This window comes from Halobacillus sp. B23F22_1 (genome assembly GCF_043497005.1).
Taxonomy (GTDB): Bacteria; Bacillota; Bacilli; order Bacillales; family Halobacillaceae; genus Halobacillus_A.
The window spans coordinates 254,322-276,465 of the sequence record NZ_JBIEKE010000003.1 but is presented as its reverse complement, the minus strand read 5'-3'; the positions used below and the strand labels follow the sequence as shown (position 1 = coordinate 276,465).

The 22,144-nt window shown below is 38.7% G+C and carries 20 protein-coding genes and 1 pseudogene; 15 read left to right on the top strand and 6 right to left on the bottom strand.

The genetic code is table 11. The features are described 5' to 3' along the window. Window positions 1–5 precede the first annotated feature (5 nt). The 12 genes and pseudogenes from ACGTNH_RS16525 to ACGTNH_RS16470 all read left to right on the top strand — a co-directional run bounded on the left by ACGTNH_RS16525 (window position 6) and on the right by ACGTNH_RS16470 (window position 14,615). Window positions 6–2,606, top strand: a complete 2,601-nt coding sequence (locus ACGTNH_RS16525) for a hypothetical protein (protein WP_394588037.1) — start codon at window positions 6–8, stop codon at window positions 2,604–2,606. A gap of 259 nt (window positions 2,607–2,865) precedes the next feature. After that, entirely contained in the window at window positions 2,866–4,818 is a 1,953-nt protein-coding gene (locus tag ACGTNH_RS16520; protein ID WP_394588036.1) for an asparagine synthase-related protein, read from the top strand. Continuing rightward, window positions 4,815–4,946, top strand: coding sequence for a paeninodin family lasso peptide (locus tag ACGTNH_RS16515; protein WP_394588035.1), 132 nt, complete (start codon window positions 4,815–4,817; stop codon window positions 4,944–4,946). The genes ACGTNH_RS16520 and ACGTNH_RS16515 overlap by 4 nt, the downstream gene beginning before the upstream one ends. An 82-nt stretch (window positions 4,947–5,028) precedes the next feature. Continuing rightward, window positions 5,029–6,990, top strand: coding sequence for an asparagine synthase-related protein (locus ACGTNH_RS16510; protein ID WP_394588034.1), 1,962 nt, complete (start codon window positions 5,029–5,031; stop codon window positions 6,988–6,990). After that, window positions 6,984–7,067: pseudogene (locus ACGTNH_RS16505) on the top strand (paeninodin family lasso peptide); the annotation flags it as partial. The gene ACGTNH_RS16510 and the pseudogene ACGTNH_RS16505, both read left to right, overlap by 7 nt. A gap of 138 nt (window positions 7,068–7,205) precedes the next feature. Continuing rightward, window positions 7,206–8,174: a phosphoenolpyruvate carboxykinase (ATP) gene (locus tag ACGTNH_RS16500; RefSeq protein WP_394588033.1), complete on the top strand. Its 969-nt coding sequence runs from the start codon at window positions 7,206–7,208 to the stop codon at window positions 8,172–8,174. After that, a complete protein-coding gene (locus ACGTNH_RS16495; RefSeq protein ID WP_394588032.1) occupies window positions 8,125–8,418 on the top strand; it encodes a lasso peptide biosynthesis PqqD family chaperone in 294 nt (97 codons plus the stop codon). Before ACGTNH_RS16500 ends, ACGTNH_RS16495 begins: the two co-directional genes overlap by 50 nt. A 24-nt stretch (window positions 8,419–8,442) precedes the next feature. Next, a complete protein-coding gene (locus ACGTNH_RS16490) occupies window positions 8,443–8,916 on the top strand; it encodes a lasso peptide biosynthesis B2 protein (protein WP_394588031.1) in 474 nt (157 codons plus the stop codon). Continuing rightward, window positions 8,891–10,060, top strand: coding sequence for a nucleotidyltransferase domain-containing protein (locus ACGTNH_RS16485; RefSeq protein ID WP_394588030.1), 1,170 nt, complete (start codon window positions 8,891–8,893; stop codon window positions 10,058–10,060). Before ACGTNH_RS16490 ends, ACGTNH_RS16485 begins: the two co-directional genes overlap by 26 nt. Window positions 10,061–10,078: 18 nt before the next feature. Beyond that, window positions 10,079–11,869 (top strand): ABC transporter ATP-binding protein, encoded by a 1,791-nt coding sequence (locus ACGTNH_RS16480; RefSeq protein ID WP_394588029.1) that lies wholly within the window; start codon window positions 10,079–10,081, stop codon window positions 11,867–11,869. A 12-nt stretch (window positions 11,870–11,881) separates the two neighbouring features. Beyond that, window positions 11,882–12,874: a metallophosphoesterase gene (locus tag ACGTNH_RS16475; protein ID WP_394588028.1), complete on the top strand. Its 993-nt coding sequence runs from the start codon at window positions 11,882–11,884 to the stop codon at window positions 12,872–12,874. A gap of 559 nt (window positions 12,875–13,433) precedes the next feature. Beyond that, window positions 13,434–14,615 carry an MFS transporter gene (locus ACGTNH_RS16470; RefSeq protein ID WP_394588027.1) on the top strand — a complete coding sequence of 394 codons (1,182 nt, stop codon included), beginning with the start codon at window positions 13,434–13,436 and terminating at the stop codon, window positions 14,613–14,615. A 37-nt stretch (window positions 14,616–14,652) separates the two neighbouring features. On the opposite strand, the gene ACGTNH_RS16465 is transcribed toward ACGTNH_RS16470, so the two are convergent. The 3 genes from ACGTNH_RS16465 to ACGTNH_RS16455 all read right to left on the bottom strand — a co-directional run bounded on the left by ACGTNH_RS16465 (window position 14,653) and on the right by ACGTNH_RS16455 (window position 17,849). Beyond that, window positions 14,653–15,714, bottom strand: coding sequence for an SDR family oxidoreductase (locus tag ACGTNH_RS16465; protein ID WP_394588026.1), 1,062 nt, complete (start codon window positions 15,712–15,714; stop codon window positions 14,653–14,655). A gap of 24 nt (window positions 15,715–15,738) precedes the next feature. Continuing rightward, window positions 15,739–16,545: an alpha/beta fold hydrolase gene (locus tag ACGTNH_RS16460; protein WP_394588025.1), complete on the bottom strand. Its 807-nt coding sequence runs from the start codon at window positions 16,543–16,545 to the stop codon at window positions 15,739–15,741. A gap of 341 nt (window positions 16,546–16,886) precedes the next feature. Continuing rightward, on the bottom strand, window positions 16,887–17,849 hold the full coding sequence (locus ACGTNH_RS16455; protein WP_394588024.1) for a nuclease-related domain-containing protein: 963 nt from the start codon (window positions 17,847–17,849) through the stop codon (window positions 16,887–16,889). 85 nt (window positions 17,850–17,934) lie between these two features. Between ACGTNH_RS16455 and ACGTNH_RS16450 the strand changes: the two genes are divergently transcribed. The 3 genes from ACGTNH_RS16450 (at window position 17,935) to ACGTNH_RS16440 (ending at window position 21,133) form a co-directional block, all read left to right on the top strand. Beyond that, window positions 17,935–18,645 (top strand): hypothetical protein, encoded by a 711-nt coding sequence (locus ACGTNH_RS16450; RefSeq protein ID WP_394588023.1) that lies wholly within the window; start codon window positions 17,935–17,937, stop codon window positions 18,643–18,645. A gap of 1 nt (window position 18,646) precedes the next feature. After that, window positions 18,647–19,378, top strand: a complete 732-nt coding sequence (locus ACGTNH_RS16445; protein ID WP_394588022.1) for a hypothetical protein — start codon at window positions 18,647–18,649, stop codon at window positions 19,376–19,378. Window positions 19,379–19,678: 300 nt separating this feature from the next. Continuing rightward, on the top strand, window positions 19,679–21,133 hold the full coding sequence (locus tag ACGTNH_RS16440; protein ID WP_394588021.1) for a carbon starvation CstA family protein: 1,455 nt from the start codon (window positions 19,679–19,681) through the stop codon (window positions 21,131–21,133). Between the two features lie 72 nt (window positions 21,134–21,205). Here ACGTNH_RS16440 and ACGTNH_RS16435 read toward each other — a convergent pair whose 3' ends face one another. From ACGTNH_RS16435 to ACGTNH_RS16425, 3 genes are read right to left on the bottom strand one after another with little or no spacing between them, the layout of a single operon-like run. After that, window positions 21,206–21,436, bottom strand: a complete 231-nt coding sequence (locus ACGTNH_RS16435) for a helix-turn-helix domain-containing protein (RefSeq protein WP_394588020.1) — start codon at window positions 21,434–21,436, stop codon at window positions 21,206–21,208. Beyond that, window positions 21,426–21,578 carry a YvrJ family protein gene (locus ACGTNH_RS16430; protein ID WP_394588019.1) on the bottom strand — a complete coding sequence of 51 codons (153 nt, stop codon included), beginning with the start codon at window positions 21,576–21,578 and terminating at the stop codon, window positions 21,426–21,428. Before ACGTNH_RS16430 ends, ACGTNH_RS16435 begins: the two co-directional genes overlap by 11 nt. Further along, complete coding sequence (locus ACGTNH_RS16425; protein WP_394588018.1) at window positions 21,569–22,081, bottom strand: sigma-70 family RNA polymerase sigma factor; 513 nt, start codon at window positions 22,079–22,081, stop codon at window positions 21,569–21,571. The genes ACGTNH_RS16430 and ACGTNH_RS16425 overlap by 10 nt, the downstream gene beginning before the upstream one ends. Window positions 22,082–22,144 lie beyond the last annotated feature (63 nt).

The window sequence follows — 22,144 nt, the reverse complement described above, 5'->3', positions numbered from 1 at the left end:
AAGATGTGCTAGGGAAAATTAATCGCTTAAAAGATAATTGTGATGACAAGTTTATTTATCCTTTAACTGTTTCAAAAGCTGTGTATGTAAATGAGACTCAAAACCTACAGAGTAAATTAGCAGGTATTGACCAAAAGTTCGCAGACTTTTCAATAGAAGATATTAAGGATGTTGATTTTAGTGATGTTAATGAGCGAGGACTAATTGCATATCAAAACGGTAGTTGGAAGGTTGTTCCCGACATTACCAACAGTTATACTCTTGAATTAGAGAAATGGGAAGTATCTAACGAGGGAACAGATGCTGTTAATACTTCTCAACACTTAAATGATGCTCTTCAATGGGCAAGTCAAATGGGGTACGATGAATTTGTTTTACCGGATGGGACTTATCTGATTGATGAAAATAATCCAATATTAATACCCAGCCGAATGACGTTTAACTTAGGTGGCTCAAAACTTCGTATACAGGATAATGGTCTTGAAAGGTATACTGTTATCTTGATTGAAAATAACTCTGATTTTATTAGGATAACCAATGGAGAAATTGAAGGCGATAGATACACTCACGATTATGAAACTGTCTCAGGAACTCACGAGTGGGGGATGGGGATTACAGTCGAACACCACTCAAGATATATTCATATCGACTTTCTTAATATCTACAATTTTACAGGTGACTGTATCTATACAGAAGCGTTACCTAATTTCTACGATATGAGGGCATTTGATCATTGGGAGCAAGGGAGTATTAATACGAATAATGGTGAATTGGTAAGCGAATCTTCAAGGATTAGAAGCAATGGTTATATCTCTTTACCAAATGCAGCCATTAATAATTATGGTTTTTTTAACGTATGTGGGAATAGTTGGGGAGATTTTGGCCGTGATATAGAGAGTGAAACCTTTGATGTCATTTTTTATGATGAAAATAACAACTTTGTTGATTCCTTAACGAGGGCTAAAGTATTTGATGATATTGAAATCCCTGAAGGTGCTACAAAGATCAAGTTGTCTTACTATCAAGGTACACTTCCGTCAGACGAAGATGGAACAGCGTTAAGTTTATGTGTATCTTTATGTCCAAGGTATGTATATATTGAAAAATGTGATCTTCATCATGCTCGCAGATGTGGAGTCGTTCCCACAGGGAAGCATTTGTATATTAGCGAAAATAAAATTCACCACATCAGGGGAGCTTCTCCAGGTTGTATTATAGATGTGGAGGATGGTTACGGGTTAAACCAAAACATTAGAATCTACAATAATCACTTTTATGATTCCAGAATTGGAGTTGCATTTGTTAGCACGCAACATGTTTACTTCTATGGCAATTATATGGAAAGGTTGGGGCAAAGTACTGTCTGGGGTGAGTGCAGGCAAGTTCATATAAAAGATAATATCATTAATTCTTCTAGCTGGGATCTTCAGGGGGAAGCACTTTTTAGCGGAAATACAATGTTTCACTCTTCAGTCGGTTCAAGGAGTTCAGGGAGACATCTAATTAGCAATAATTATTTCTATAACAGTTCTTTAGGCTTAGATAAAAAAATAGCTTATACATCGCTAGTGAATTCAAATTATTTTTTTAGAGATTCCAATAACATTTCGGATTCAAGTGATAGTAATAATTTACAGACTTCGGGAACTCCTCAGATGATTCAAGACAATATTTTAGATGAAGCACGAATCTACAATTATTCAGATCAAAATGGTTGGATGTTTATCAACAATTTTTTAAAGATTATACCTGGAACATTAGGGGTAACTATTGCTCCAGGCATGTATAGAGGGTGCTACTTTGACTGTGCAGACCTGGATTCACCATTACAATTCAGAGTTAATTCAAGTGGTTACAAATATGAATTCAAAGACTGTATATTTAATGAAGCACAATTTTTCGCAAGCTATGATCAACCAATGGACCTTTTAAGGTTTGAACAGTGTGAGATTAACAGTACTCAGAATAGATTTGTATATTTTCGTGATATGAATGGGAAAGTGGAATTTATTAATAACCGCTTTAATATGGCCCCTTCCGATGATAATCCAGACAATATTATCTCGCTGCTTACTTCACGATTTGTTTCATGTGAAAAGTTTCTTGTAAAAGACAATACTTTTACTTCGTCAGGTTTATCAATGCAAGTCATGCCTTTATCGGAATTCCCGATACCTGATTTTCAGTTTAGGGATAATGTTTTAGAAAACACAACGATAAATCCTAACAACCAAAATCTTATATTATGTAATAATTTGATCAATGGAATTAAAGATCCTTACTTTATTGTTTCTTCAGCACCCACGTCGGGATACTTTAGATATAGACAAAAGTTAGAAGAGGCAAACTTAGAGCCTGGCGGGTATATAGGGTGGATTTGTATCCAGGAGGGGACAGCAACTGATTTAAGTTGGCAGCCTTCTACGAATTATAATGCTGGAAGTATAATCCACCATAACGGCCTTGTTTATGAAGCAGTGAATGCAGGGACCTCATCCGGTTCAGCTCCGACACACACATCGGGAAATGAGGAAGATGGGGAGGTTACTTGGGAATATAAAAGTCAAAAAGCTGTCTTTAAACCGTACGGTCTAATTGCAGATTGAAGTATTTAAAACATGAAAGAGAGTACTGAAATCTCAGTACTTTTTTTCATGTTTTATATTCTATATTATTTGTGCAAATTTTGAAAAAATAACAAGAAATATTAGTTTTTAATATTGTGTTCTTTATAAAAGTATGATAAGTTCTTTATATAGAATGAAAGTATGTGAAACGTGATTTAAATACTGTAATAAACAAATTATTACACACAATCGTTCGTTATAAAGAATTTAATTTATTTATAAAAAAGTGGGGATTCCTATGAGTGCTATTGCTGGAATTTTAAATTTTAATAATGATCCGATATCTACGATGCATAGTAATTCCATGATGGAATCGTTACAAAAATATCCTGCTGATGATGTGCAAAAGTGGCATGATCACAATATCTTCTTAGGCTGCCATGCTCAATGGATTACTCCTGAACAGGTGGGTGAGAAGTTACCATTTTATGATTCAGACCGAAAATTATGTATAACAGCTGATGCTATTATTGATAACCGTGAAGAATTATTTAATGCCTTAGGTGTGAGCAAAGCACTTAGAACAAATATGCCGGACAGTAAATTAATCTTACTTGCTTATCACAAATGGGGAGATGATTCTCCAAAGTATTTAATAGGTGATTTTGCTTTTATGATTTGGGATGAGCGAGAGAAGAAGCTATTTGGGGCTAGGGATTTTTCAGGATCTCGAACGTTGTATTATTTTCAGGATCACTATAGGTCTGCTTTTTGTACCACAATTCATCCACTACTAGCCTTACCTTATGTAGAAAGGGATATTAACGAAGACTGGATAGCTGATTATCTGGCGATTCCTGATATGTTTAACTCTGTAGATTTGTTTTCAACAGTCTACAATCAAGTTAATCAAATCCCACCTTCACATACTATTACAATAACTAAATTGAAAACATCCTTTAAGAAATATGATCATTTCAATTCAATTAAGAAGCTAAGGTTAAATTCTAATGAAGAATACGAAGAAGCGTTTAGAGAAGTATTTAATGAAGCGGTGGATGCAAGGTTAAGATCTACTAAGGAAGTGGGTGCTCATTTAAGTGGAGGATTAGATTCTGGAACAGTTGCAGGGTTCGCTGCTAATTCCTTAAAAGCCAAAGGTAAAACCCTGCACACATTTAGTTATGTCCCCATTGATAATTTTAACGATTGGACTCCGAAAAGCAGAATAGCAGACGAAAGACCATTTATCCACTCCACTGTAAAGCACGTTGGAAATATTAATGACAATTATTTCAGTTTTCGACATGATAGTCCTTTAACAGATATGAATTATTGGCTGGACACCCTAGAGATGCCTTATAAATTTTTTGGTAATTCGTATTGGATGTCTGGAATATATAAAATGGCTGGTAAACAGGGGGTTAGTACTTTACTAAACGGAGCGCGAGGGAACTATACGATATCGTGGGGAAGCCCGCTTGATTATTACACTAAACTATTGAAAAGATTCAAATGGGTCAATCTTATTAAAGAAATAAACCAATATAGATTTGTTAAGGAAACTGGTAATAGAAAAACTCTCTCTATTTTATTAAAAAGAGCTTTTCCCACCATAAATAATAAACTAAATAGTATGGAATCCTATTCTTTTCCTATGGTTATTAGCCAAGATTTTGCTGATAGAACTGGTGTATTTGATCGTCTTAGAGCAGAAAATATCAGCATTACTGGAGAAATGATCCCTGACACGTATGAAGCGAGATTCAATCAATTTAAAAAGCTTTACTATTGGGGAAACGGTACTAGCGCTACAAAGCTCTCTCTACAGCATTGTTTATGGAACCGTGATCCAACGAATGATGTGCGCGTTATTCAGTTTTGCTTATCACTACCGGATTCACAGTATGTCCAAAAAGGGGTTGGACGTTCTATCGTTCGCAGATCTACTAAAGGTATATTACCTGATAATGTCCGATTGAATTCTAAATACCGTGGTGTACAAGGTGCAGATGGAGTGTTAAGAATGGCTCCTGAGTGGAGTGTCTTTAAGGGTGAAATTAAAACTTTACTTAAAGATCCTATTATGGGTGAATATGTTGACTTGAAAGTATTAAGTCACTCATTTAACAGAGTTAAACGGGAGCCAAAACCTGAATTGATTTTTGACTTTGATTTTAAGGTATTGATGAGATGTTTAATCATTTATAGATTCTTAAAACAAATCAAATTAAAGGAGGTGATAATGTGAGAAAAAGATGGAAAGAGCCGTTATTGGAAGAGTTAGAAATTAATCAAACAATGGCTGGGCCTGGGTTGCGTATAGAAGACACAGAGCAAAATGACCCTGATCCAGAAGACGCAGACCACTACAGTTAAGTGGCTGGATATGTTGAGCAGGCCCTCTTAGCAGGGCCTATATTTTCATTTGGATATCTGTATATAGAGAGGGGTTTATTCAATGAGCGCAATAGCAGGACTAATTCACTTCAATAACCAGCTTATATTAAAAAACCAGGTTCTAAATATCATGAATAACTTCCGAAAATACCCAGCAGATGATACAAGAACTTGGGTAAAGGACAACGTTTTTCTCGGCTGCCACGCTCAATGGATAACTCCTGAATCTATAAATGAAGTCGTACCTTATTACGATTACGAAAGAAAACTAGCTATAACAGCTGATGCCATTATTGATAATCGAAATGAGCTTTTTGCCAAGTTAGGAATTCCCCAAACAGAAGGAAAGCTGATTTCGGATAGTCAACTCATTCTGTTAGCTTATAGCAAGTGGAAAGAAGAATTGCCCCGACATTTGGTTGGTGATTTTGCATTTATGATTTGGGATGAAACAGAGCAGAAGCTGTTTGGGGCTAGAGATTTTTCTGGTTCTCGAACCCTTTACTTTTACAATGACTTAGAGAGAGTTGGATTTTCTACAACTATGGATCCTTTGTTCTTACTGCCATTTGTGAAGAAGGAGATAAATGAGGTTTGGTTGGGTGAGTTTCTTTCCATACCTACTATGATAGAAGCGGTGGATATGACTTCTACTGTCTATACATCTATACACCAAGTACCTCCTTCGCATAGTATTACTGTTCAAGATGGGAACGTAGCGCTTAAGAAATATGACGCTATTGGTGAGGTTGAAGAATTAAAATTAAATTCTCCAAAGGACTATACTGAGGCATTTCATGAAGTTTTTGAACGTGCTGTTAAAGAGCGTTTAAGAACCTTTGGGAGCGTGGGATCTCAATTAAGCGGAGGGCTGGATTCTGGATCCGTCGTTAGCTTTGCGGCTAGAGAGTTAAAAAAAGAAGACAAGGTGCTCCATACATTTAGTTATATTCCAGAAAGTACTTTTGAAGATTGGACGCCTAATTATTACATGCCGAATGAAGAAGATTTAATAAACGAAACGATAAACCATGTAGGTAACATCGATTCTCATTTTCTTCAGTTTGCGGGAAGAGGTCCTTTATCTGAAGTAGATCAATTTGTTGAATTAATGGAAATGCCTTATAAATTCTTTGAAAATACGTATTGGCTTAAAGGGATTAATGAAGAGGCGCAAAAAAGAGGGATTAAGGTTCTGTTGAATGGAGCTAGAGGGAATCACTCCATCTCCTGGGGGTCGTGGAACTTAAATATGGAATATTACACTTCATTACTAAAGGGAGGGAAATGGAAAAAGCTTTATAGAGAGCTTGATGAGTTTACTCAGACTTATAAGACCGGGAAATCAAATATATTGCCTATTTTAGCAAGAAAAGCTATTCCTAACCCATCTAAACGCCCAGAGCCAGAAAGTCTATTATCTTCACTAATTAATCCTTCACTAGCCGAAAAAACAGACATTCATAATCGCTTATTCGATTACAACAACAGTGTATATCCTGAGTCTATAAAAGACCTGACTAAATACAGAAAAGATTATTTTCAAAAGCCGTATGTATGGAATAAAAGCGGTGTAGCAGAAACAAATTTATCTTTACGCTATGGGCTCTGGAACCGCGATCCTACAAACGACATTAATGTTATTAAATTTTGCTTATCTTTACCACATGAACTGTATGTGAGGAATGGGGTGGATCGTTCATTTATACGTGAAGCTACTAAGAGCATTCTTCCTGAAAAAGTGAGGTTGAATTATCATGTACGGGGATTGCAGGGGGCAGATACGATTCATCGAATGGCTGATAGTTGGAGAGAGTTTCTGCATGAAGTTGATTGTATTTGCAGCAACTCTGAATTAACAGGAATTCTAAATATAAAGCTTATTAGAGAAGCGAGGAATAGGCTGGGAACTATTCCTAGGCCGGAAATGGTATTTGAAGAAGACTTTAAACTCCTCACTCGCAGCTTAATTGTATCAAGGTTTATTAAATCGATAGAAAGAAAGGAGGTGATGGAATTTTGAAAGAATGGAAACAGCCATTATTAGAAGTATTAGATGTCAATATGACAATGAATGGTCCGGGTAATGCCAATGCTGATTGCTTTGACATAGGGGAAGCACCTAGGGGGGAAACACATCCCGGGCAATCAAACGCTAGTTGCTTAGGTAGTTAAGGATTATGTGCCCTGCTCTTGTGAGGGTAGGGGCACTTCCTAAAAGAGGAGGAGTGAGCCGTCATGCCTGTCACTTCGAAACAAATAATGTACACGGCTTTCGGATTTAATATAATGAGTGAACTATCTTTTCCGGAGCTATCGGAAATTAATCATAAAGCCGACATTGATCTTTACATTCAACAAAAAGAATTATTAGATGAATGGAATGAGAAAACGATTCCCAATCGAAATTTTTTAGTTGAGCCAAAAGAGTGCCTTTTTAGAATACCTAATGTAGCCATTTTTAAGATTGAGAATGGTGAGCGCATTTATTTCCATGCTTTTGAAGAGGCAGAAGAGGATCAACTCCGTCTTTATATTTTAGGTACATGTATGGGGAGTTTACTCATGCAGCGCAATATCCTTCCGTTACATGGAAGTGCTATAGAGATAGATGGGAAAGCTTTTGCTATCGTAGGTCATTCTGGGGCAGGAAAATCGACAACGGCTTCAGCGTTTTTGAATAAAGGGTTTCAATTAGTTAGTGATGACGTTATACCTGTGACTGTAGAAGAAGGAGTGCCTATGGTAACGCCCGCTTATCCGCAGCAGAAGTTGTGGCAGGAGAGTCTAGATGGTTTTGGCATAAATTCATCAGGATATCAGCCAATAATTAATAGAGAATCCAAATTTGCGATACCAGTGCAAGATAAGTTTTATTCAAAAAAGCTTCCTTTAGCAGGGATAATAGAGTTAGAGAAAGTGGATGGCGAATGTATTCAGCTGGATCACATTGAAAAACTTCAAGGTTTACACACTATTTTTAATCACACGTATCGGAATTTTATGATTTCACGAATGGGGTTGCTGGATTGGCATTTCAGCGTAACTGCGCAAATCTGCAGTTACACAGACTTATATACTTTGAAGCGACCTAATTCGAGATTTACTGCTCATGAAATAACCGATCTGCTTTTATCAAAACTGGAGGTGACTACAGTTGGAAAAACAATTGGAACTGCCACTGAACCTATTAGTCAGTCAATCTGAAGGAAATATAGTGAGTGATATGGGGAATGAGAAAGTCATGTTAAGTATTGAGAATGGTAAATATTATAACTTGGGAGAAATGGGGGGAGTGATTTGGGAATTAATTGAATCCCCTGTGGCAATAGAAGAAGTTGTTGATTCTTTACTCGCTCAATATGAGGTAGAGCGCACTGAGTGCGAAGGCCAGGTCACCGCTTTTATAAACAAACTAGATGAAGAGGGATTAATTGAAGTCCATCGATAACTTTTTCTAGAAGGGAATTATAAGATGAACAAGTTGAGAGCGTTTCTACAAATGGAGTTCAGTAGTAAAAAGCTTATGATAGAAGCTTATCTTTTTCTTGCCTGGGCTCGCTACCAAAAAAGCATTCCTTTTGAAAGGCTGGCGCCTACTCTTGGGTTAGCTTCAGAAGAGACAAGCACTGACTCATTATTCGAACGAAGAGAACTGGCAAAAATCTCTCAATCTATTCAAATCGTTAGTCGATATACTTTTTGGGAAAGTCAGTGTATGGTTAAAGCGATTGCGGGTATGAAGATGCTGGAACGGCGTCAGTTGAGCAGTACGTTATACTTCGGTACAGCTCGTGATGAAAGTGGTGAAATGATTGCACATGCCTGGCTCCGTTGTGGTGCTTATTATATTACTGGAGCTGAGGGAATGGAGAAGTATACAGTAGTAGGTAAATTTGCTAAGCGGGTAGGAGGACGTCACCATGAGGCAAAGTCTGAATTTATCTAAAGTGCCCATCGAACTTAAACTCATTATCAGTCTTGTTGAATGTGAGACTTCTGACCAAGTCGAAAACATGGACCGATCTCTTTTTCATGGCATTAACTGGGATGTATTTATAAAACAGACTAGACATCACCGTATTTATCCTGTTCTTTATAAAAAGTTACAGTGGTGCAAGGCCGAAATAGTACCTGAGCGCGTGGTACAAACTGTGGCTGCTGATTATAAGAGAAATACCTTTCAGATGCTCCATTTAAGTAATGTTATGGGGCAGTTGAGTAAACTCTTCTCAGCAAAACAGCTGAAAATTCTATTTCTTAAAGGTCCTCAACTCGCATTAGATTTATATGGTGACTTATCTTTACGTACATCCAACGATTTAGATGTACTAGTTCCTATTAATCAATTACCTGAGGCTGAAAAGTTATTACTAGACTTAGGGTATCAGAAAGATGATTATATTGAAACGATCTTAAATGATTGGAAATGGCGGCATCACCATGTTACTTATATACATCCTGTGACGAGAGTAAAAGTAGAAGTTCATTGGCGTCTAAACCCGGGGCCTGGAAGAGAACCAGGATTTTCGGAATTATGGGATCGCAAGAGAAGTATGAACTTTTCGAAGCATCCAATTCACATACTTAGCAAAGAGGATCTGTTTGTATTTCTTGCATCTCATGGGGCAAGACATGGGTGGTCTCGTCTGCGTTGGATCGTAGATATACATCAAATGATGAAAATGGAGCTTGAAGGGGAAAAAACGTCTACATTGCTTAAGAAATATGGAAATAAGCATATAGGTTTTCAAGCAATACAATTAGTGGAACAATTATTTCTTAATTCTAGTAAAACTCTTCCTAAACAGAAAACAAATAAATCCCGTAAATTAGCGCAACAGGCTGTTTACTATTTCGAGTCTATGATTAATCTACATTCTGAACCATTGGATATAGAGGTAGCTAAATATCACAAACGCCATTTATTTGCATTGATGTCTTTTCAGCAAAGAGTGTATTTTATTTTAAGTTTTTTATATCCTTATCCCCAAGATGCAAAAACATTGCCATTGCCGAAAAATCTTCATTTTTTATACTTTCCATTGCGTCCATTCTTATGGGGATGGAGAAAAACAAGAAGTCTAGTTTAAGTGAAGGGAGGGTATTTTATGAACCACGTTCTTTATTTCTTAAAGCAAATCCATGATTTTTCTGGCAAGATACTATACGTTAACATGCTGGCTATGGCTGGTATTGGCCTGCTTGAAGGGGTAGGAATTTTACTGCTGGTTCCTATGATTAGTATGAGTGGAATTATTGATCTTGGAACGGGGAACTTACCGTTTGCCGGATTGTTTACATTCTTAGATGGTATCCCTGAATCTATTGGTCTGCCTCTAATCTTAGCTGTTTTTGTACTGATCGTGATCAGTCAAAATCTGATTAACCGCAGGATTGCTGTGCGAAATGCCATTATACAACAAGGATTTTTAAGGCATTTGCGCGTGAAAACCTATCGTTCGATTTTAAATTCCAATTGGAGTTTTTTTATTCGTAACAGAAAGTCTGATCTTATTAATATATTGACAACTGAAATTGGCCGGGCTAATGCAGGTACCCATTCTGTTCTCCAGTTTCTAGCTTCGCTTATTTTTACATGTATTCAAATTGGTTTGGCATTTATTCTTTCTCCTAACATTACGATCTTCGTGTTATTTTGTGGATTAGTCCTGTTATTTTTTAATCGTCGATTTCTTAAGAGATCTTTAGCATTAGGTAACCGAAACTTCGAACTTGGCCGCCGATATATCGGGGGGATCACAGAGCAGATTAATGGGATAAAAGATGTTAAAAGTAATACATTAGAAAAATCTCGGATGAATTGGTATGAATCTATTACGGAACAAATTAAAAAGGAACAGGTTGAGTATACTCACCTTAAAACGACTTCTCAATTTTATTATAAAGCAGCATCAGCTGTAATTATTGCTTCTTTTATTTACTTTGCTTTTACCATGTTTAATGCCCAGGCAGCTCAATTGATGATGGTAATTGTAATCTTCTCCAGATTGTGGCCTAAGGTTGCAGGTATCCAGGCTTCTTTGGAGCAGATTTTCACTAGTTTACCATCTTTAAGAGCAGTAGAAGCTCTTCAGCAGGAATGCAGGCAGGCTTGTGAACACACTACAGATTTATCTAGTGTAAGTCCTTTAATTGTAAGCGAGAGAATAGAATGCCGTGATGTATCCTTTCGGTATCAAGATCAATCAGATTGTGCACTTAAAGATATCAATATTACCATTCCGGCAAACCAAATGACGGCTTTTGTGGGGCGTTCGGGAGCAGGGAAAAGTACGCTTATTGATTTGTTAATGGGATTAAATCAACCTGAGCAAGGTGAAGTAATCTTAGATGATCAGCCGTTAACAAGCGATAATTTGTTATCGCTACGACAGGCGATAAGTTATGTACCACAGGATCCGTTTTTATTTAATATTAGTATAAGAGAGAATCTCACGCTTGTATTACCTGAAGCAAAGGAATATGAACTGTGGGAAGCGCTGGAGTTCGCTTCTGCGGCTGATTTTGTCAGGTCGTTACCTCAAGGACTCGATACATTAATAGGGGATCGCGGGATTAAATTATCCGGTGGGGAGAGGCAGCGGCTTGTGTTAGCGCGCGCGATTCTTAGAAAACCATCTATTTTAGTCCTGGATGAAGCAACTAGTGCCCTTGATACAGAAAATGAGGCGAATATTCAAAAAGCAATTGAAAAGCTGAAAGGTAAGATGACTATTATCGTAATTGCTCATCGTCTTTCTACTATAAGAAGTGCGGATCAAGTGGTAGTATTGGACGAAGGTAAAGTTGTACAAAGAGGCGGTTTTACTCAATTAGCTGAACAAAAACGAAGCATGTTCAGTCATTTATTGCAAAACCAATTAAAAGCAACTCATTAGGAGTACTGTAAAGTGAAAAAGGTCGTGCGAAAAATGCTAATGATCGTAACTGTGTTAATACTTGTCTCAGCTATTTATCTCATATGGGATAACCAACGAGTTAAAGTGGTTGAACAAACAGTAGAAATACAAGACCTGGCCAGCGAATTAGAAGGTCTTACGATTCTCCAAATCACGGACTTACATGAGAAAAACTTTGGACAAAATCAAGAAAAAATTATTCAATCAATTAATCGTTTAGAATATGATGTTATTGTTTTTACTGGGGATATGCTAAATGGGGAAGACAGCACGAATTACAAACCTTTTTACAACCTGATTGAGGGAATTGATAATAAGGAATTTGCACTTTATGTCCCGGGAAATGCTGATCCTGAAAATTACTACATCGATTCTGAAAACAATTATGTGTTGAATGAATTTGTACAGGGGATGGAAGAACGTGGAGTTTCCCTGCTTGAATCTGCTTCTTATTTTGAAAAGGACGGGGCAAGAGTAAGGTTTGATATGTTTGAAATGTCGATATTACATCCTGATCAGGGAGTTGTGGTTGCGGAAGGAAGAGTGCTTCCGCAATATGCTCACACGCGTGAATATCGCGAGCATCATAGCCGTTTGGCGGAAGAAATCCACACGTTGGATGAGGAGAATCACGATTTGTTAGTTGCTTTAAATCATTATCCAGTAGTCGATGAGAGAATTGAACAATTGCAGAGTGGGCGATATGTGTGGCGGGATTTTGATTTAATCATGGCTGGTCATTATCACGGCGGGCAGATAAGGGTTCCTTTTATAGGAGCACTGTTTGTCCCTGAGCCTTGGCATTCCAGGGGAGGACTGCTGCCGTCAAGTGACAGGGTGAGTGGGCTGTGGGAGTATGAAGATACACAGCAATATGTAAGCCGCGGTCTTGGGGCAAGTAATTTTATACCTTTTTTAAATTTTCGAGTGTTTAATACACCGGAAATAAACTTAATTACCTTTAAAAATCTGTCCTCTTCCTAAAGACCATTCAAACACTGTAGGACGAAGAAAGCTGAAATTTTAAAAAGGGGTTTGTGTAGAATTTAATTTCCACACAGACCGCTTTTCCTCTTACATAGCTCTGAAAATCGGTATCGCACCTTGTACATATGAATGGTTTTTAGATTGATTTCTGTTGATGCCATCAGGAGCGTTCGGTGGTGACGCATGGTCGATTAATAAAACCGGCCACGTCCTATGGCCAACATCGACACTAGCACGTCCGGTGCGTCGCAGGAACAGCGCGAGCCGAAGATCCACTTGGTCAAGGGATCTTCTTGACCACTGAGGCCGTGCCCGCGGCAAGCATCCACTGGCAAGCAATTTGAGGGGTTCCCCTACATGCTTTAAAAGCTCTTTTGGATGAAAAAGGACTCTTTCAGTGGCTCCTCTACCCAGGGCAGATTTTTTTGAAAAATAGAACTTTTATAAAGTAACGCTTACATAAAGAATCATCGTTTTACTAATATAATGATCGGGTATCTCTCCGAATGGAATTATTTTTATACAGTAAAGTAGAACCATTCAGGAGGTAGTCATCATGACTAAAGGAAAAAGTATACATGCTTTAATTATTCTTATGTTTACTCAATTTATTTCCGGTGGAGTAACGAATACGAAAGGTATTGTATTAGATAAGGTAGAACAAGATATTGGATTGAATATGGACGAGTTCGGACTAATCGTGTTCATTTTCCAACTTGGGTTCACGTTAGCCAGTGTCATTATTGGTTATTACACCGATAAAAAAGGTCTTAGGGCAATGACAATTGTCGGTTCCATCATTATGGGACTTGGTTTCCTGGGTACAGGGTTAGCACCTAATATTATGTTCTTCTTAGGGTTTTATATGATTGTTGGTTTTGGTTTAGGGTCGTTAGGCGTAGCATCTAATGCCATCGTTCCTGCAGCGTATCCAGATAAGCAGCGGCAAATGTTTAACTATGCTATGGGAGTTTATGGTTTAGGGATGGTTCTGTTCCCGCAGTTATTAAACTTCATGTTTCAATTTGCTTCTTGGCGTGTGTTTTACATCGGCATTGCCGTGTGTTTAGTGGCGGTTATTATTTATGTAACATCGGTAGCATTCCCTTCAGGCAGAGCCGAGCGCATTGATTTGAAGGCTTTTATTCCGATGTTGAAGGATGCTCAGTTTGTATTTCTTATGGGATTCCTTATGCTTCAAGTGTCAGCAGAAGTTTCATTTACGAACTTTTTCCCAACCTATTTGAAGTCGCTTGATTTAGGTGGATTGTCAACTGCGGAAAAAGACGATATGGTAGCCGCCATCCTTTCATTGTTCTCTGTTTTTTTCATGATTGGCCGGCTGGCTGTAGCTTATCTATCCAATTGGATTAATGAGCGTATGATTTTGATTACGTTCTCTGCCGGATCTGTAGCAATGGTAGGCATTAGTTTCTTATTTGCAGATAGCTTTCCATATTTGTTTGCGGGTGCTGGTTTGTTCTTCTCCACGCTGTTCCCAACTGCGACGGCCTTTGGGACCCAGCTTTCTAAAACAAGTGGTTCTGCATTAGGGCTAATCTATATTGCATCTGGTATCGGCGGAGGTATAGCAGGTTATATTGTAGGACTGGCTTCTGATATATTTGGTCAGAAAGGCGGATTTAGTATTGTACTGATTTTCTTAGTTATGATGCTGATTACTTCTTTATTCTTAAACAGTAAGAAATCGACTCAGGAAGGGTATGCTTCCTCATAATAAAAACTCGAAGAATCTTTATGATTCTTCGAGTTTTTTAATGTTTAAAGTAGGCATCAATAATCATTTGCAGCGTTTCTGGGGATAGGTTGAGATGTTCAACGTTCGTCCCTTTGATAAGCTCTTGCGTATTGTAATCATCAAAGGTAACATCACCAGCTAAATAGACACGGAAAATGTTAATCATCGCGTTAAGCTGCTGTTCTTCTTCTGTTAAATCCTCCATGTTTTTTGCATGATCGACAAGGTCTAGTTCTTTAAAACTTAATGCGGACTTAAACATATTAAGAATTTCCGTATTTGTCGGAGGATTCGGGTTTGTGATGTTATAGATTTTATTAGGTTCTGCTTTTTGTACGGCTAAACTAAGAATGTCAGCTACATAATCCACGGGAACGAAATTAGATGTACCTTCTTCCTTAGCGATGACACGATACTTAATGATATCATCGCCTCGGTTTTTTCGTGCAACTCGTCGTTTGAAAATGTGAAGGGCCCGCATAAACCCGTAGAGCGTAAATTCTGAATCAGCTTCACCTGTTTTTGAGTCTCCAACGATGATCGCCGGACGGAAAATAAAGACGTCCATTTCATTCTTGTAAGAAAAAACTAAGTGCTCCGATTGTACTTTACTCGCTTCATATGGGTTATGATACTCTGCGTCCAATGGATAGAGTTCTTCAACTCCTTGACTGCTCTTGCCAACTGTATAAGCGGTACTAATGTAGAAAAACTTTTTCACGCCTAACAGTTTTGCCAGTTCAAGAGTGTGCTTTGTACCTTCATAATTAATTTCAAACAGCTCATCACTCAGTTCCACATCAAATTTAACGAGTGCTGCTGAATGATAAAAGCCATCCATGCCCTGGTCCTGAAGATTTTTAAAGGATTCTTCAGAGAGACCACAATAAGGCGCGGTAATATCGCCCTTAATCAGATGAATTCTGTTTTGTTTTTCTTCAGTAAATTGGCTGATTAAGCGTTGACCTTTTTCAACGTTTCGTACTAATACATAGACATGGTGGTCCGTATCTTGCATTAGATTACTAATAAGCTTACCACCGAGAAAACCAGTCGATCCTGTTAAAAATAAATTCAAATTCTTCACTCCTGGAGCTGTACTTTAAGAAATTTGCTTCGTAGACTTTACACTTTGATTTCCTTTTAGAAAATCAAGGGTAACCTGATTAAATTCCTTATAGCGCTCAATATTACAAACGTGACCACATTTTTCAATTAATTTGAAAGTGGCATTTATATCATGCTTTATATCTTTTTTAAGGTTCTTAATGAATAAATGATCCTCACTGCCGGAAACATAAAGCTTTGGAATACTTTTAGCTAGTTTTGGTACCAGGTCATAACTACGGGCAACTTTATTTACCGAATTAAACCAACCAATAAAATCCTCCCGCTTCATTTTTCTAGCTTCTTTTATAAAAATATCTCTTGAAGCCTTATGATTTGCTCTAGGCATAATAATATGAGCGAAAAGATAATAAATCCACAAATGCGGCGTAATGGATTTAATCGTACGTCCAACAAAGAGAAGAAACTTTGAAAAAAGATTAAACCGGGTAATGGCTCCTGAAAGAACGGCACTCGCAATTCGCTCTGGGTGACTCTTCATCATATGGTGAAGAATAATAGAACCAAGAGACACGCCGACAAAATGAGCTTTTTGAATATTTAAATGATCAAGTGTTTTAATCACTTCTTGGGCTGCAAGCTCTTGTGAAAAGGCGCCTTCTCCATAGGTGTGTAACCCTGGTGATTTTCCATGTCCTGGTAAGTGAATCGTGATCACGTTAAAATGCTCTCGATAATACTTCAACTGTTTATAGAAAATGTTAGAATTCCCGCCCATGCCGTGAAGCAGCACTAAATCTTCTTTGCCACTGACTTTGCTGTATACTTTATATTCTAACACGTGGACCCTCCTGAAATTCGATCTATGATGGTTTCAAATAATAATCATTTATTTAAGTTGGACAGAATAGTCTGCCCCTTCTCATAGTAAAGCATAGAAGCTCAAGGTGCTAGCCTTAATGGGCGAATTCTTAATTTTTTTGTGAACTTTGTGAATATAAAGGGGAATTATGGAGGATTATGGTAATAGAAGGGAATTTTTTGGTTTGGGGAGAAGCGATGGAGAAAGGTTAGCCGCGAAAATTTTGATTTGCCCGCTTTTTTTAAAAAATAGCCGCGAAAATTAGAAATTGGACGCGATTTTTTTAGTATCGCCGCGAAAATCAAAATATAGCCGCGACTTTACTTTTTAAAGCTTTCGAGACAATAGTATCTATTCTTATCTGCACCTCCCGACTTCAATCCCAACCCCACTAAAATCCTCCTGGCTGTATCAGCTGAAGAAAGCAGCAGCCATTCTCTCAGCTGACGGTTAGTAATTCGATCTCCGATTAGAAGTTCATAATCACGTAAAGCCTCCAGTTGAGCGGATTTAGATATATGACTGCAACGTTGGCAGCACCACCTAGCCGGCAGCCGCTTCATTCCTGCAAATTGACACTCAGGGCAAATGACACCTCGTATTAGTTCATGCTGCTCAATCTTGAATTTCCTTAATACTTTCTTCTTTTGTTCGGGTGGTTGATTCACAATGGCTTTTTCTATAAGATTCAGATCCCTTCTGCTTAACACGACTTCTAAACAGCTATTCGCAAAATCGCGGACTCGCCACGGTAAATTTTCTACACGAACCACCCGCTTGACTTTAGGATCACTCTTATCTGTAAAATCAATGATTGCTCCTTTATTAGTAAAAACGACGAGTGCTTCCATTGGCGGCAGCGGAATTCCCTGCTCAAGCAGCCAATTTTTAAGATGGGCGAGCTGCCGATCGGCCTGAGTTAAAGGGCTTGGCATGCCGCTTTCCACTCCGTCCACCACACGAACTAACTGCTGATGATCGAGATCAAATATATTTTTTCCAGCCAGGTTTTTAGCTTCTAATAAAAGGATATATTTTTCATTCAAAAGAAGCGCATCAATTTGGACAACAGAATCATTGAGTAAAGGGAGACGTACGTCGTAGTAAATCGAGTGGAATTCATCAGGGGAGAGGTGAGTGAGCCAGTATCGCAGTGAATCTTCACCGTAAGATCCAGCTTCCTGCCTTTTAAGAATGGATTCAACAGCGCTGCGTTGGGGATGAACCAGGGGTAAACGCCTAAGTAAGGCTTCTACCTGTTCATGATATATAGCTGCTTGCAAAATATATGACCTCCTTTTTCTTAATTATAGCTCAATCGTACAGGACATTTCTGGTAAAATAATCAGAAGAAAGGAGGGGATAGGTATGATATCTAATTTTGAGTGGTCGTGGAACCTTCCTGAACTTATTCTTCAAATCATTTCCTGTGTTCTAATTATCTCTTTGCTGCTTATCATTTATAAGAAACAGTCTGAAAAACCTCACATGGGAAAAGCAGTTCTAGCTGCAATGGTGGGGATTTTTTCTTTTTCCATTAATTTTCAGTTTCAAGGGCATTCTGTGAGCCTGGCGATATTGCCTCTTGGCGTTGGCATCCTTTATTTTTTCATTAAACGAAGGAACGAAGACAGGTGGCTCGTATATCGCCGTTATGCATGGGTAGGATTTCTGGCTAACTACGTTTTTTTATTAACAGGATTGCATACACCGCTCGTATTCAACCTTATGTATGATAAAAGTGATCCATCAACATATTTAGCTAACACAGTGGACGCAGAAGTTCACCTGACTCATGAATCAGCGGACCAAAGAAACTTACATAATGAACGATTAGAAATGGAAATGGAGAATGCTCAGGTTAAAGAGTTTGACAGTATGAGGTGGCACCGGGAAATAGAGGATCGTGAGGAGAAAGAGAGGTTCCCTTATATTTTATCGAGATTCGAGTCTAAATCAGGAAGCAATTTGAAAGCGGTCACTTTTGTGGAGAAAGACGGGAAAGGTCTTCTCATTCAAACAGCGGAAGACCAGCTATATGTAAGAACAGAGCAGTCGGTACTAAAGGAGGGCGAATAACATGAAGAAGAAAAAACTTATAATTGGTACCCTCCTGTTAGTTGTTGTACTGACCGCTGTAATTATTTTTACATTCAATTCTCCAGGACCGGGCGACCTGCCTGAAAACAGCGCCATTAAAGAGGAAATAGAGTCCTCCCTTGACGGAGTGAGAATAGAAGAAATCGTTGATCGTCAGCAAGTCGGTGACGACCACGCTTTTTTTCCTTTTCTTACGGATGATGGTCATCGGGGGATGAGTGTGTGGAAAGTTGAGAACGGTAAATGGACAATAGGGGCTTCGGATAATGGAGGCGAACCATCATTATGGAAAATCGACCCTGAGGACCCTGACACGTTTTACATCATCTATCATTTACATCCTGATGATGATGTGGATAAGATCGACTTTTATATGAAAAGGGAACGCAATTACCATGTGACAGGAGAACATCAGAGCTATGTTCCTCAAATCATGGCGAAAGAAGAAGTTGAGGTAAGCCGGGATTATGGGGTTCAGCCTGTTCCTGAAATATGGAGAAAATTATACAATCAATTGGGAGCTTTAACTCCAACGTTCTCAATCAGCAATCCTAACCAGCAAATACAAACATCCTATGTGTCGTATGACGATGAGGGAGAACATACAAGGTTAGAACAGACACTAGGAAATCAATCATTTTCAAATGGAGAGCAGACGGATTTTATTATATGGATGGATCCTCTTGAGCTTGAAGAAGAACAAGTACACTAGCTTGATTCCAACACCCCCATATGCTATTTTTAAATTAATGCCACCTCAGCGCAAAACGACTGCGGGAACTTAACCATTCTCTACTGAGGTGGCAGGTTACATAGAAAAGCGAGATTCTAAACAATAGAATCTCGCTTTTTTTATTCCAAAATAATCCTGTAAATCCCTGTCATTACAGTGAAAACGCTTCACAATATAGAGAAAAAAGAAAAAATATATAATTTTCAGAATAAAGGTTGTTATTGGGAAACAACCGTTATAGAATACTCCTTACATTCATTTTTGAGAGGAGGCTCAGCGATGCTTACATTTGTTGCATCCATCTTATTTTTACTAGCAGGTTATTTTATATACGCAAAGGTGGTCGAGCGAATTTTCGGCATTAATGACGAAAATCCAACGCCTGCCTATACACATAAAGACGGCTTCGACTACACCCCTATGAGCTGGTGGAGAGCGAGCCTGATTCAACTGCTCAATATCGCTGGGCTTGGACCGATCTTCGGAGCTGTAATGGGCGCTTTATATGGTCCGGTTGCTTTTATATGGATAGTCATCGGCTGTATTTTTGCCGGGGCCGTTCATGATTACTTCAGTGGTATGATGTCCGTGCGCCATAAAGGGGCACAGTATCCTACGATTGTCGGGAAGTATTTAGGAAAAAATGTAGCTAAAGTGATTAATTTACTATCGATTGCTTTAATGATTCTTGTAGCGGCTGCATTTACGGCAGGCCCTGCAGAACTTATGGCTCAAGTGACGCCGCTTAGCTTTATTACAGCACTTATTATCATTTTTGCTTATTTCCTGGTGGCGACGATGCTGCCAGTTCATAAAATCATAGGAAGAATTTATCCGTTCTTAGGGGCTGTGCTGATCTTTATGGCGCTATCGATCGGTATCGGGTTATTTTTCTTTGAAAATCCAGTCCCTAACTTAACGGTCAGCAACTTGCACCCGGGTGAACTCCCAATGTGGCCTCTTCTTATGGTTACGATCTCTTGTGGAGCCATTTCAGGTTTCCATAGTACACAAAGTCCTATTCTTGCACGTACGCTGAAAAAGGAAAGTGAAGGCCGTAAAGTATTTTATGGTGCGATGATTGCTGAAGGGATCATTGCTCTCATATGGGCTGCCGCAGGGATGGCCTTTTTCGGTAGTACAGGCGGCCTGCAGGCGGCACTTGATGCAGGAGGGCCTGCTGGTGTTGTGAACGAGATCAGCTCGACCACATTAGGCACATTCGGCGGAATCTTGGCTGTTCTCGGTGTCATTATTTTACCGATTACCACAGGGGACACTGCCCTGCGTTCTTCCCGTATGATGCTTAGTGAATTATTGAAAAAGAAAGATACGAGTGAACAAGCTTCCCCAAGTAAATTGAAAAGCGGGCTTATCGTATTGGTCGTAGCGACTCCGGCTTTCTATTTATCTACGATTGATTATAACTTCCTGTGGAGATATGTCGGCTGGTCGAACCAGGTTGTAGCGACGGTCATGTTGTGGGCGGGAGCCATGTATCTATTGCAGCAGAAGAAATTTCATTGGATCTGCAGTGTTCCTGCGTTATTTATGACAGCCGTAGTAAGCACGTATATTTTCTATGCCCCTGAAGGGTTTGGATTACCTTATGATGTATCCATGATTATTGGTGGTATCATATGGATGGCTGTTCTAGGCTGGTTCATCACTCAGGTAGTGAAAAGTAAATCTGTTAAGAGAAATCGTCCAGTAGTCGCAACAGAAGCTAGTTAAATAAAAGCCTGTCTCGTTTTCGAGACAGGCTTTTTTAGTGAAAAAACCTGCCCATCGCTTTCGAAAGGCAGGTTACTGTTCTTCATAATACTTCCAAAAGGCCACGAGATGGTTAACATTAAATTTTTCAATGGAATGGACGAGCTGAATGCGCAGTTCTTGTTCTAAATCGTCTCTTTCCCATGAAGGCAGGGTCGAACTTAGTTTCTTAATCTTTGGTTCAAATCGTTGAATCACCTCGGCCTTGGCTTGTTCATCGTTTTCCTTCGCACGCAGTAATAACTCGTACAGTTTATTCTCCACTTTCTTTTTCCTCCTCAATAAGCTCTGCCACACTTTCTTCTAATCGTTGGATGCTTTTATCTAATCGAAATAAAATAAAGGAGGCGATCACGATCGGAAATCCAAAGCTTTCAACGGCTTGTACCCATAAGTCTAATCCCATGATTGATTCGCTCCTTTTAAAGTTTGTCTTAGTTTTACCATAACTCGCTGATATGTTTTGGATGCGGATTGCTGGGAAATACCCAGCTGGTCTGCAATCTCTTGAAAAGTAAACATTTCTACAGCATAGGCATACAAAATAAACTGCTGCCTGTTCGTGAGTTTTTTGACTGCCAAGTATAATGTCTTGCTTTCCAGTGCTTCAAATAAATCTCGTTCTGTTAAATGACTTAGTACATCTTGCTGCTCAGAAATAATCTCTACATTTTCTAGAGCGATTAATAGCGGCTGGCTTTTTCTTTTTTTATGATAATCTTTCGCTTGCCGCCATAGTGCGGTGTTTACATAATTTACAAAGCGCGCTTCAATTTGGTATTGATAGAACAAGTGATTGACGTAGCTGCGGTTTTTAGGCGAAGGCTTTTTTAAGGCAGTCGTAACAGCGGATTTATTCCTGTTTTTTTCCAAAAAAGATTGAAGCGGTTTTTCAATTTCTTTCCTCATTTGCCACCCTCCTTACTAAAGAATAAGGGTTGTTCATTAAAATTCACAACCTACTTACGAACT

Bases quoted from the DNA above. Each gene is read 5' to 3' on its own strand.
- ACGTNH_RS16520 (WP_394588036.1), top strand. From the start codon at position 2,866: ATGAGTGCTATTGCTGGAATTTTAAATTTTAATAATGATCCGATATCT.
- ACGTNH_RS16510 (WP_394588034.1), top strand. From the start codon at position 5,029: ATGAGCGCAATAGCAGGACTAATTCACTTCAATAACCAGCTTATATTA.
- ACGTNH_RS16500 (WP_394588033.1), top strand. From the start codon at position 7,206: ATGCCTGTCACTTCGAAACAAATAATGTACACGGCTTTCGGATTTAAT.
- ACGTNH_RS16490 (WP_394588031.1), top strand. From the start codon at position 8,443: ATGAACAAGTTGAGAGCGTTTCTACAAATGGAGTTCAGTAGTAAAAAG.
- ACGTNH_RS16485 (WP_394588030.1), top strand. From the start codon at position 8,891: ATGAGGCAAAGTCTGAATTTATCTAAAGTGCCCATCGAACTTAAACTC.
- ACGTNH_RS16480 (WP_394588029.1), top strand. From the start codon at position 10,079: ATGAACCACGTTCTTTATTTCTTAAAGCAAATCCATGATTTTTCTGGC.
- ACGTNH_RS16470 (WP_394588027.1), top strand. From the start codon at position 13,434: ATGACTAAAGGAAAAAGTATACATGCTTTAATTATTCTTATGTTTACT.
- ACGTNH_RS16450 (WP_394588023.1), top strand. From the start codon at position 17,935: ATGATATCTAATTTTGAGTGGTCGTGGAACCTTCCTGAACTTATTCTT.
- ACGTNH_RS16445 (WP_394588022.1), top strand. From the start codon at position 18,647: ATGAAGAAGAAAAAACTTATAATTGGTACCCTCCTGTTAGTTGTTGTA.
- ACGTNH_RS16440 (WP_394588021.1), top strand. From the start codon at position 19,679: ATGCTTACATTTGTTGCATCCATCTTATTTTTACTAGCAGGTTATTTT.
- ACGTNH_RS16430 (WP_394588019.1), bottom strand. From the start codon at position 21,578: ATGGGATTAGACTTATGGGTACAAGCCGTTGAAAGCTTTGGATTTCCG.
- ACGTNH_RS16425 (WP_394588018.1), bottom strand. From the start codon at position 22,081: ATGAGGAAAGAAATTGAAAAACCGCTTCAATCTTTTTTGGAAAAAAAC.